The following is a 12547-nucleotide window of genomic DNA, read 5'->3' as shown; positions in this document are numbered from 1 at the left end:
TTAAAAGGCAATTGGGTTTTTGTCCTTTTCATCTGAAGGCCAAACTATACCTGGCGGTAAATCGATTACTGGTGGTGTATTGTCTTCTACGCCTCCATCACCATCTTCGTCATTGTTCTTCCGGTTTCTTTTGATTTTAGACTTAGTAAGTGTGGCTACAAAATAAATTAATACCACGTAGGCTACACCACATAAAATCAAATCTATCACCAGGCTATTCATCATATCGAATCTTTAACCAATAAGTTACAATAATAATTTGAATAAATCAACTTGTTGGTCTCAGGATTACCTGTAAGTATTTTATTTTCTTACAGGTAAATGCATGTCTGTAAAGAACTTATGTTTTTTGGTTCAGGAGCAAAATCCAAGCTAATATGAAAACATATTTAGTTTTTATACCCCTTGTTGATTTTAATTTTGAAGAGCTGAATGGAAGGAAATCAAGGAAGGCTTACTTACAAATTAGTATTCCTACCATGAGGGAAAAAAGGCTTTAGAATACCACATTGGCCATAAATTGGTATATAAAAAAGTAAAAAAATAGAAAGGGATAAGAAATAAACTTGCTATCTAATGGATAAGGTAGGATATTTGCCCAGCAAAATGAATATTTTATAATGATCGTAAAAACAAAAAAATACAAACTGGAGACAGGTACCTATATCAAACAGGGGTTAAAAAACATATTAAAGGAGCAATGGTGGGTGGTATTGATCGCTGTGGCCATCGCTTGTGGTTATTTTTGGATTCCTTCTTGGTGGTGGATTAGCATGGCATTACTTGCTTATGCATTGTATTGGCTTTTTTGGGTAATACAGTTTGCTGGAGTCACTCAAATGGAGCAAAATAAGGTGATGTTTGAGAAACTCTCTTATGAAATAGATAGCCGCCAGGTGCTTATGAAAATCAATAGTAAGCAGGGTATGCCCATCAAGTGGGAAATGATAAAGGATGCCCAAATCAAGGAGGATGCTTATATTCTAGTTTTGTCTAAGGCTCAGTTTATTCACCTTCCTTTTAGAATTTTCAATTCTCAAAACGAGATTAAATTTGTGGAGACCATCTTGAAACGAAAAGGGTTTTTGGCTTAGTTACAAATAAAGGATAAATATAAAAGGGCTGATATCTTGAATATCAGCCCTTTTTATTATTAGATGTTTTTCTCTCTTTAGAGGAAACTATCAGCTTTTCTATAGGCTTGAATTACGGCTTCTTCACCTTCTTTTCCAGGCTTAGAATTCCCATGCTCCATACCACATATACCTTTGAAACCTTTTTCGTATATGTATTTAAAAACATTTTGGAAATTGATTTCACCTGTACCGGGTTCTTTACGCCCAGGATTGTCTCCTATTTGTATATAGGCGATTTCATCCCAACAGGTCTCCATTAACGTAATGAGATGTCCTTCATTTTTTTGCTGGTGATAGATATCGTATAATATCTTACAGCTAGGACTATCCACTCCTTTACAGACAAGGTAAGTTTGCGGAGAGTAGCGTAAATATAGGTTTGGGTTGTCACTGAGAGGCTCAAGCACCATGGTTAGACCATGAGGCTCCAGTATTTCAGCACCTTTGCGAAGAGCTTCTATAACATTTGCATTTTGAATGTCAAGAGGTAAGCTTCTATGATAATCTCCAGGAACAACAGTGGTCCATTTTGCATTTACCCTTTTGGATACTTCAACGGCTTTTTTACATCCTGAAAGAAATATATCCACATATTCCTGATTTCCAGCAGCAAGGGTATTTGCTCCATTGCCACCTTTGTCCAAAACAAAGACACCCATGGTCATGCCTAGCTTCGCGAGGTGATTACCTATTTTCTCCTGCATCTCAGGAGTCCTACGCATCATACCATTGTCTTCAAGGCTTCTAAAACCACGCTCATGCATGTAGGTAATCTGATCCAGAAGATCATCACCTGCTAGATTTTTAAACATGCCAAAGTGAGGAGCATAGTCTAAATTAAATGTAGCATCTGCTTTATCAGCATTCAACTGAGTAGCTTGACTGGTCCTTACTCCGGCTATTCCTGCCGCTGCGGTTCCCAAAGAAACGTTTTTTATAAATTTTCTTCTTTCCATGAGCTTATACTACTTTAGTTTGACCAGGTATTGCATAAGGATAAAAACCATCTTCATTAGGAAGTACTTTTGGCAATGCATCCCATGCTAGCTTATCAGGTCTTAGGTTTACATTTGAATTTATTCCTTCATCCCAGGTAACAGGTTTGCCGGAATAAGTTGCATAACGTCCTAAAATAGAGGTCATGGTACTTTTTGCCGCGTTTTCAGCATCAGCGTATTTGTATTCGCCTTTCACTACTGCATCAAATAATTTATCATGCTCCACTTGATATGGGTTGGCATTGCCCGCGCCATCATGGTCATAAAGGCTATTCCCTTTCAAATCTGTTAGTTTACCCACATGTCCGGCATTCATATAGGCCTTACCTTTTGTTCCTTGGAAGCTTTCATCCACTCGGTTGTGGGCACCGGGGAAATGACGACATTCACTGTGGATGACAGTGCCATCTTCGTAAGTAAAAAGAACGACGTGATGGTCAAATATTTCACCATTCTCTTTCCCTCTTCTTACAGTTCTTCCTCCTGTTCCTTCTGCTTTAACAGGGTAACTATTCTTCACCCAGTTGGCTACATCTAGGTTGTGAACGTGCTGTTCTGTGATATGATCGCCACATAGCCAATTGAAATAGTACCAGTTTCTCATTTGGTATTCCATTTCTGTCTGGCCTGGTTGACGTTCTCTTACCCAAACTCCACCATCATTCCAAAAAACCTGGCCACCTATAATGTCACCAATTTCGCCATTGTGAATTCTGTCAATTGTTTGGATATAATTGTCTTGATAATGTCTTTGTAAGCCTACAACTACGTTTAGTTTTTTGGCCTTTGCGGTTTTGGCTGCGGCCAAAATTCTTCGGATACCAATTGCATCAGTAGCTACTGGTTTTTCCATGAAAATCTGCTTTTCAAGACGAACAGCCTCTTCAAAATGATCAGGACGGAAACCTGGTGGGGTAGCTATTATCACCACGTCAGCCTCTTTCATGGCATGTTTGTAACCATCAAAGCCTACAAATTTCTGCTCTTCAGAAACAACTACTTTATCTTTACCGTATTTTTTTAATATACGTTCATAACTTTGGTCTAGACGATCTTTGAAAGCATCTGCCATAGCCACCAATTTAATGTTTTGACCGGTTTCAAATGCTTGGAACACTGCTCCTGTCCCTCTACCTCCACAGCCAATAACGGCAATTTTTATGGCATCATCTCCCGCTGCATAAGCTCCGGATAATGTAAGTGGGCTTAACATGGCACCTCCAGTTATAATTGCTGAAGTTTTGATGAAATTTCTTCTTTCATTACTATTATTTACCTTCATTATTATTTTGAGTTTATTTTAATAATCTTCCATCGGCGCAGTGCCGTAATATTTTTCAATGAATTCAGGATCTGGGCTAGTAAGAGGCCTTACTACTCTCATTCCCAAAAATGGTGCTTCTGGAAACCACCATTGGCTTTTTGGTATTTGAGGATCTATTCTCTTCCATTCAGGGGTGCTTGCACCACGCTTGGTACTGGTCAATTCTTCAGGGCTGTCATCATAGCTTCCTCCTCTTATCACTTTAGGATATAGTTCTTCAGATAAGTGGATTGGATTGTCTGCTTTAGCTCCTCGTTTAGAGTAGGTATTGGCATCGTAATGATCCATGGTCCATTCATTGACATTACCTAAAATGTCATACAGTCCCCAAGGATTTGGTTTCTTTTGTCCAATTTTATGCGTGGTGCCTTCACTATTGTCTTTGTACCAGGCAAACTCACCCAATTGAGAGGGGTCGTCTCCAAAAAAGTATTTGGTCTTGGTGCCGGCACGGGCGGCATATTCCCACTCTGCCTCTGTAGGTAGACGGAAAAACACACCAGTTTTGAGGTACAACCATCTACAGAATTGAATGGCACCATATTGAGTCATGGCTATTGCCGGTTTATGCTCTTTACCCATTCCGAAGGTCATGTCCAAATAGGGTATAGAAGGTCTTGTCAACCCATCAATTTCTGGTGTCAACGGACCTTCACTTGAAGAAGCCTCAAAGCTCTTGTCTAAAAATAATTCGTAAAGATCCCAAGTGGTCTCATGAGACGCCATCCAAAATGGATCTATTTTTACCTCGTGAACAGGGGCTTCATCTGATGCCCCATCACTACTTCCCATTTTGAAGCTCCCTTCAGGGATAGGTACCATATCAAATGAGATTCCTGTTCCGGGAATTTTTTGTGAGTAGGGTTCAAAGTTTTCAATGGATTGATATGCACTTGCGAGAAACAAGACCGATGAAATAGAACCCAAAAATAAAGTTCTTTTTAATAATTTTAACATGGATTAGGCTTAGGTATTCTTTAAGTTAACTACTTGTAATGTACTTCAATTTTTAATAAAAATTAATTGAATGCTTAAATTACCTTAATTTTTTAAATATTGAAAATTTCACGCATTTAGACAGCATTATCCTTTTAAAAAAAGGATAAACGGTATATAAACTTATAAGAAGATTTTCGGACTAGATAGTTTAATATTGTAAGATGGTTTGCTGTTATAAGTTTATTTATGCAGCCTAAAAATTAGTTTTAAATCAGTGAGTTATCCCTTATTCAAGTAAATATCATTTGATATAGATTTTCCACTTACTTAATTATTCAATTTAGTCCAACAATTTCTTTTTATATAGAGTAGAGTGGTGTGGGGAATAACTTCGTATTTCTTCCTCAATTAGCTTGGCCACCCGTGCATTAAAATGGACAGGGTCCCTAAAATTGTTTTCATCTAATGTTAAATTAGAAGAATAATTGAAATCAAAAACATCCCCTAAGCTAAACAAATCATGTTTGAATTTGGCTTCGAATTCCTCCAATTCATATTTTGTCAATACTTCATGGTAATCTTTATGAAGGGGTGGGATCCAGAAAATCAACTTAATACCCTCTTTTTTACAATGGTCTGCAATTTCTTTTAGTTGCTTGTGGTATTCGTCCGGGTAAGTAATGTTTTTATAAAACTTGTCAGTACCATTCAATTTTTTCTTCCAAAACTGTTCTTTTGCTCCCGGTAATTCTACTTGTGACTCGCTCTCTTCTTCGCCTTGATTATTGATAGCCAATATTGCAAAAGTTGCATTGAAAGTATATTTATTGAAGGCATAAGTGAAAAAATTACTTTTTCTGTTGATGGTCTCTTCTACCCAAAAACGACGATTGAATTTATTGTATAAATTTAGGTTGATCCCAATCAAAACGGTGTCAGGTTTTTCTATTTCCCTGGCCCACCAAAACGATTGAATTACTTCTTTTAAACTTGCACCTCCATAAGCCAAATTAGACCAGGCAGAACTGTCCATGGCAATGTATAATCCATTGCTTCTTGAGTCACCCAATACCCAGTTTTTCTTTGGATTGTTTTTAAAGTCAATCATTTTATAAAGGTGAGGCTCAATGTCCAAGGCAATGGCTTTTTTCTTCTCTTCACTGGTAACTCCAAAGCCATTTAGATAATTGAATGGATCAATTAAAGCAATTAAACAGCTATATAGCACAAAAGGAATTACAAAATATAGGCTATTTTTTATAAATCTTTTCATGGTACTTAAAATTGAAAATAAATGAATTCTTGTTGTACCCCATTCATAATGAAGCAAAAGATAATTACCACGTAGTAAAATGCCCACCTTACCGTTTTAGGTAACTTTTGGGAATCTAGTTCGAGCCCGTGATTCTTTTCTCGTTGGAACCATTCTACAAGAATGAAGCCTATTAGTAAAAAGAACAGGTATATTAAATGATTGCCGGTATTCATACTCCAAAAATCCTGGATGGGCAGGACAAAGAATTTTGGCGAAAAGATGATGGATATATAGTCAAATGCCATGTATAAGCTGTCTGCCCTAAAAAATATCCATGCAATGACAATCAGAAAAAAAGTGATACCCATTTGAAGAGTTTCTCTAATACTTGGCAGGTATTTGCCTGCGGCTACTGTGTCAGATGTATGCACTCTGTTCTTTTTGGACAACAGTAATGGGAGATAAAAGGTGGCATTTAATAAACCCCAAAAAAGAAATGTCCAATTGGCTCCATGCCAAAAACCACTGACAATAAATATGATAAAGATATTTCTAATAGCATGGCCATCCCTGCTTCCTCCAAGAGGTATATAAAGATAATCCCTAAACCAGGTGGAAAGGGAAATGTGCCACCTTCGCCAGAATTCAGCAATGTCACGCGAGAAATACGGGAAAGCAAAATTCTTTTTTAAATCAAACCCGAATAGGCGAGATGTTCCGATTGCTATATCTGAGTAACCTGAAAAATCTCCGTAAATCTGAAAGGCGAACAATACCCCACCTAATAATAAGGTGAAACCTGAAAAGGATTGGTAATCATTGAAAATGTCATTTACATAGATCGCACAATTATCTGCAATAACGATCTTTTTGAATAAGCCCCAGAGTATTTGTCGCAAACCATCGCTGGCTTTTGTGTAGTTAAAATCTCTGTTTTTAAAGAATTGTGGCAAAAGGTTCGTTGCTCTTTCAATAGGGCCTGCTACAAGCTGGGGGAAAAAGCTTACATAAGCAAAAAATGCAACGGGTTCTGAAACGGGAGCCATCTTTTTCCGGTACACATCAATGGTGTAACTCATTGTCTGGAAGGTATAAAAACTGATGCCTACCGGTAAAATAATGTTTAGCCGAGAAGGATCCATGGTATTGCCTAATAAAGTAAAAGCATCGGCAAAACTTTCTGCGAAAAAATTATAGTATTTAAAAAAGCCCAAAAAACCGAGGTTAACTGCCAAACTTATAAACAGTAGAAACTTTCTTTGGTTAATTTTTTGACGTTTGTTTAGCTGTATCCCTATCAAAAAATCTACTAACGAACTGAAAAAAATCAGGGATAAAAAACGGTAATCCCACCAGCCATAGAAGACATAACTGGCTATCAAAATCCATAGGTTTTGAAGCTTTAAATTCTTAGGGAATAGAAACCAATAAATGAAAAATACTAGTGGTAAAAAAATTAGGAATTCAATTGAATTGAATAACATGGCAATATAAATAATTAGGTAGAAACAAAATATTTGATTTAGGCTCCTCTTAGATTGTATTCAAAAGAAGGCTAAATTTTATATATAGCACAAAACTATATATAAAATTCATTTAAATCACTTTTTGTCTAGAAAATTAATTAAATTCCTATTTATATTTATATTATTATTCCTTGTTGAGCTCTACGAGGTATTTTCCGGTATAATTATTTTCTTCCTTCATTAAATCTTCCGGTATCCCTTCGAAAATAACATTGCCCCCTTTTTCTCCTCCTTCCGGCCCTAAATCGATGACCCAATCCGCTGCCATTATTACCTCTGTATTGTGCTCAATTATGAGTACAGTGTGCCCTTGGTCGATCAAAGAGTTGATGGAAAACAGTAATTTTTTTATGTCATGGAAATGTAAGCCAGTAGTAGGTTCATCAAATATGAACAATATTTTTTCGTGATTTCTGGAATCATTTTTACCTAAAAAGGAAGCCAATTTTACTCTTTGTGCTTCTCCACCACTCAAGGTATTGGAGGATTGACCTAATCCAATATAGCCAAGACCTACTTCCTGAAGGGGGCTTAATTTCTGGATAATGGCTGATTTTTCACTAAAAAAATCCATGGCCTCATCTATGGTCAAGCCCAATACTTCTGAAATGTCTTTCCCCTTGTATTTGGCATCCAATATTTCATTTTTGAAACGCTTTCCTTTACAGGATTCACAGGTAAGGTAAATGTCTGCCATAAACTGCATTTCGATCTTTTGGGTGCCTTCTCCCTGACAAGCTTCGCATCGGCCTCCGTCTACATTGAAACTAAAAAAAGCAGGTTTATAGCCTCTTTGCTTGGAGATGGGAAGATCCGCATACAAAGCCCTGATTCCGTCATAGGCCTTAACATAAGTAACCGGGTTTGATCTTGAGGATTTTCCGATTGGGTTTTGATCTACAAACTCTACCCTATTGATGTTCCTGTAATGACCATCAAGTCTGTCGAACCGGCCTGTTTCATCATTTACGGAGCCTAGGATTTTACCTATAGCCGGGTACAATACTTTCTTTACCAAAGTAGATTTCCCTGAACCACTCACTCCCGTCACTACGGTCAAGACTTCTAATGGAATTTTAACGGTGATGTTTTTCAGGTTATTCTCTGTGGCACCTTTAATTAAAATGTATTCATCCCATTTCCTATTGTGGATTTTGGCACTTATTGACTCTTCTCCACTTAGGTACCTGGCGGTATGTGTATTTCCTGCCGCCATTAATTCTTTCAGGGTACCTTGAAAAACCAGTTCCCCACCATGAACACCCGCATCAGGCCCGATGTCTATTACCTGGTCTGCTGTAAGTATGATTTTTTCTTCATGCTCCACTACGATGACTGTATTGCCCAAGTCTCTTAGGGCTTTCAATACGGTAATGAGCCGTTCGGTATCTCTTGGATGTAGGCCAATGCTTGGCTCATCGAGGATGTACATAGAGCCCACCAAAGCACTGCCTAGAGAAGTGGCGAGTTTTATCCTTTGGAATTCCCCTCCAGAGAGAGATGAAGTAAGCCTGTTGAGCGTTAAATAACCAAGTCCTACCTGATCGAGGTACTCCAGTCGGTTGATGATCTCTTTTAGGAGTCTCTGGGATACGCTCTTTTCCGTTTCTGTAAGTTCTAGCGTTTCAAAGAATGGTAAGGCTTTGTCTATTGGTAAAAGCACGAGATCGGTTATGGATTTCTCTGCTATTTTTACATAGGAAGCATCTTTCCTGATCCTTGTGCCTTTACAATCAGGACATGAAGTTCTTCCCCTAAATCTGGAAAGCATTACCCTATACTGTATCTTATGCAACTTGCTTTGTAGGAAAGCAAAAAAGTCATTCAGGCCTTTGAAATATTTGTTACCTGTCCATAAAATGGCTTTGTCTTTTTCGTCAAGGTCCTCATAGGGTCTATGGATGGGAAAATCAAATTTTATTCCATCCTTTAATAGTGGTTGCAACCATTTTTTGGTGGTCTCTCCCCTCCATGGTGCAATAGCTCCCTCAAAGATAGAAAGCGATTTGTCAGGGATTACCAAGTCAGGGTCTATTCCCAGAACTGAGCCGAATCCTTCACAAGTCCTACATGCCCCATAAGGGTTGTTAAAACTAAAAAAGTTCACTGTAGGCAATTCGAATTGAATGCCGTCTAATTCAAATTTATCACTAAAGCTTCTGATGGCTTTGTCTGGAATCACAACTTTGCATTCTCCCAATCCCTCAAAAAAAGATGTTTGAACACTGTCTGCGATTCTGAATTGATTTCCTTCGTCCTCTTTTTTTACTGATACCCTGTCTATTAATATCTCGAAGTTCCCTTCAGGTAACTTTTCTGATTCCAGCAGTTCCTCTACAAATGACACTTCGCCATCTACCAAAACCCTGGTGAAACCTTTTTGCAATAGGATTTCCAGTTCTTTCTCTTTGGACCTTTCAGGGCTGAAATGCAAAGGGCAACTTATCATTACCTTATCACCTTCATCGAAGCTGTGGATATAAGCAACCACATCAGTTACGGTATGGTGTTTTACTTCCTCACCACTAATTGGAGAAATGGTTCTGCCAATTCTACTAAAAAGAAGCTTTAAATAATCGTAGATCTCTGTGGTAGTGCCCACTGTTGATCTTGGGTTTTTGGTGTTTACACCTTGTTGTATGGCTATGGCTGGTGAAACTCCTTTGATGTATTCTACTTCAGGCTTTTCCATCCTTCCTAAAAATTGCCTAGCATAAGAGCTTAAGCTCTCTACATACATCCGCTGACCTTCTGCAAAAAGCGTGTCGAAAGCCAAGGAAGATTTCCCTGAACCCGATAAGCCTGTAACTATTATCAACTTATTTCTAGGAATGGCTATGCTTAGGTTTTTTAGATTATTGACCCGGGCATTCTTTATAATTATAAAGGATTTAGGATCTAGATTCTCGAGTGAAGTATTTGTATTGACAGTAGTTGTACCCATAATGTGCAAAGATACCAAGCCAACCCTACAAATGATAAAATGTTATTAAAAAATTAAAAGCCGACATCCTTTGTAAGAATGTCGGCTAAGTAGAAATGATGCTATTGGTACTAATAGGTTTTTAATACTGTAATTTATATTTAAACTTATCGTTTCATGATTTTGTAAGTTTTCCTTGACTTCTCTGTATGAATGGTTACCAAATAATGGTTGCTTGGGAATTGTCGCATATCTATTTGATACCTGTTGTCACTAATTTTTTCAAGGAGTGGTTGCGCTCTTACTCTCTGATCTTGGCTGGTTAGCTCCACACTTAATATACCCTCTTGAGAATCTACGAAAAGTAAATCAGTGGTAGGGTTAGGGAAAGGCATAAGCTTATTTCTATTTGAATTATTTTCTACCCTGATTACGTCTGAATAACTGAAAGTATCATCCAAATCCACCTGCTTGATTCTGTAAAAGGTAACATCGTTTGCAACTGAATGATCGGCATAATCATAAAAGACCTCTTGGTTACTATTGCCTTGCGCTTCAAGAGTTTCTCCAAATTCCTCCCAAGAAAAACCATTATTGGATTTTTCCATAATAAAATGGCTGGTGTTTTTTTCTTGTAAAGTGCTCCAATTCAAGCAATTATTCTCACCGCAGGATTGTCCAAGAAAATCTCCCCACTCAAGTGGAAGTATAAGTAAATTTTCAACGTAGTTAAAAGATATGGATTGGTCACCTCCAATTTCATAATAATCTAATATCAATTCTAATACGCCATCTTCTGTGATTTCCATTCGATAGGTGTCATCTGTGACTTTTTTACCACCGACTTTGGCCCATTCGTCAATCACGGTAGTTCCATTGATTGATAATCTGTACCCATCATCACCATTGACATTAAAGTCATAAGTACCAGGTTGGACATCTAAACGCATTCTGTACTGAACGGTAAAGTTGTTTTTTTGAGAATTACACCCTACTCCAGAAGGGAAGTTTTCAGTGAAGTTAGGCGTCTCAGTAACTCTTCCTGAATAATTTGATGCAGCAAAATTTCTAGGGGAATCATAAGTATGTCCTATCCATGCATTGGTACCATATTCAGTACGGTCCAAATCAGGAATTGGATTCATGATTACTTCCAGCACATTGGAAAATACATCAACATCGGTACTTGTAGAGTCATTTACTGCAATTGTATTGGTTGCCCCTCTTCTATAATACCTAGACCCGGTCCAATTATCGTCCTCATAAGCTGGGATTTTATAATCTTTTTCAGTAGCTCCGGAAATGGTGTTCCAAGTGGCAGACTCATCATTCGAAGTGGCATATTGCCAAAAATAATTAGTCACTTCTCCATCTTCAAATACCGCAGGACCTATTGAACTGATGATGGTAGGGTCAGGATTGATTCCACAAAAAGCAACTGATCCTGAGGCATCAGCTCCCATTTTTATCTCCCCAGGGCCGAAATACAATTCAATTTCAAAAGCAAGTCTATTGGCACCGTCTTTTTCATAATAGTTCAATGTCATGAACCATTCCTGAGCAGCTTCTAATTCAACATAGTAATTTCTGATGTTGTTCTCATACACGAAGTTATCGACGCCGTCATACAATAAGGTGTCCGATTCATTCTTTACCCAGTTGTTATGTATGAGGTTATTGCCGTTCACATCAACAGCCCCACTTGAACTAGGGTTATTAATGTCTGAAAACATACTGAAATAGGAGCCATCATCACTTCCTATGCGTATACGGTAAATACCATTTTGGGTAGGAACATACCTGCCCCGCATATGTACACCGAATTGGTTTAATTGGGTATCACATCCGCCTGAAGTTGTAGGGTTAATACCGGTTTGAAAAAAAAGGTTGTCAGAAAGATAGCCATTACCAGGATTTGGATCACTAAAATGCGTGTCAAAATTTACTCCTGAAACAGGAAGGAAATTTGCACCATCTCTCAAAAGCATCCCCTTATATTGTCCGGAAAAATAAATTCCGTTTTCATCAGGTTGTGGTTTTTTAAATTCTGATGGCTCATTATGACCAGCATTTGCTCCGTTTGGGTTGTAATAATCAGTTAACTGATAAACATAGGCATTCCAAACATTGGTTGGATAACCATTCTGCCAAGAACTTCCATCTCGCCATGGTTTCGTAAGTGTTTCTGGTTCAGTATTACTACAAGCCAATTGACCATAGCTTTGTGCTGTAAAAGCTAAAAATAATACGATGGATAAAACTACGCTGTTAAAATAGTTTCTGTCCTTATTTACTCCTCTCAAAATCCCCTTCATTTCTAAAAATATTTGATGATGATAGATTTTTAATCTGCTGTTAAAATACAAATTTATGCATTTGAGATTAAAAGACAAGGGAATCAGGCATTTATTTTTGATAAACGACTAAAAAAGATATTTAAAATTCA

The 12547-nt window shown here is 37.7% G+C and carries 10 protein-coding genes; 2 read left to right on the top strand and 8 right to left on the bottom strand.

Annotated elements, in window-relative coordinates; genetic code table 11:
• Positions 1–222: a hypothetical protein gene (locus tag AC13EX_RS04930; RefSeq protein WP_048641364.1), complete on the bottom strand. Its 222-nt coding sequence runs from the start codon at positions 220–222 to the stop codon at positions 1–3.
• A gap of 155 nt (positions 223–377) precedes the next feature.
• Here AC13EX_RS04930 and AC13EX_RS04925 point away from each other — a divergent pair, with 155 nt between their 5' ends.
• On the top strand, positions 378–500 hold the full coding sequence (locus tag AC13EX_RS04925) for a hypothetical protein (RefSeq protein ID WP_482891789.1): 123 nt from the start codon (positions 378–380) through the stop codon (positions 498–500).
• 120 nt (positions 501–620) lie between these two features.
• Entirely contained in the window at positions 621–1094 is a 474-nt protein-coding gene (locus AC13EX_RS04920; RefSeq protein WP_048641363.1) for a YcxB family protein, read from the top strand.
• Positions 1095–1171: 77 nt separating this feature from the next.
• On the opposite strand, the gene AC13EX_RS04915 is transcribed toward AC13EX_RS04920, so the two are convergent.
• From AC13EX_RS04915 to AC13EX_RS04885, 7 genes are all read right to left on the bottom strand, one after another.
• On the bottom strand, positions 1172–2092 hold the full coding sequence (locus tag AC13EX_RS04915) for a TIM barrel protein (protein ID WP_482891788.1): 921 nt from the start codon (positions 2090–2092) through the stop codon (positions 1172–1174).
• Positions 2093–2096: 4 nt separating this feature from the next.
• A complete protein-coding gene (locus AC13EX_RS04910; protein ID WP_048641361.1) occupies positions 2097–3416 on the bottom strand; it encodes a Gfo/Idh/MocA family protein in 1320 nt (439 codons plus the stop codon).
• A gap of 18 nt (positions 3417–3434) precedes the next feature.
• Positions 3435–4415, bottom strand: a complete 981-nt coding sequence (locus AC13EX_RS04905) for a formylglycine-generating enzyme family protein (RefSeq protein ID WP_482891787.1) — start codon at positions 4413–4415, stop codon at positions 3435–3437.
• Between the two features lie 322 nt (positions 4416–4737).
• Complete coding sequence (locus AC13EX_RS04900; RefSeq protein ID WP_482891786.1) at positions 4738–5670, bottom strand: hypothetical protein; 933 nt, start codon at positions 5668–5670, stop codon at positions 4738–4740.
• A 5-nt stretch (positions 5671–5675) separates the two neighbouring features.
• A complete protein-coding gene (locus tag AC13EX_RS04895) occupies positions 5676–7136 on the bottom strand; it encodes an MBOAT family O-acyltransferase (protein WP_482891785.1) in 1461 nt (486 codons plus the stop codon).
• Between the two features lie 166 nt (positions 7137–7302).
• A complete protein-coding gene (uvrA, locus tag AC13EX_RS04890; RefSeq protein ID WP_482891784.1) occupies positions 7303–10122 on the bottom strand; it encodes an excinuclease ABC subunit UvrA in 2820 nt (939 codons plus the stop codon).
• A 146-nt stretch (positions 10123–10268) separates the two neighbouring features.
• Entirely contained in the window at positions 10269–12416 is a 2148-nt protein-coding gene (locus AC13EX_RS04885) for a PA14 domain-containing protein (protein ID WP_482891783.1), read from the bottom strand.
• Positions 12417–12547 lie beyond the last annotated feature (131 nt).

Source organism: Cyclobacterium sp. L-R, assembly GCF_056859355.1.
This window is presented reverse-complemented; position numbering and strand designations above follow the sequence as displayed.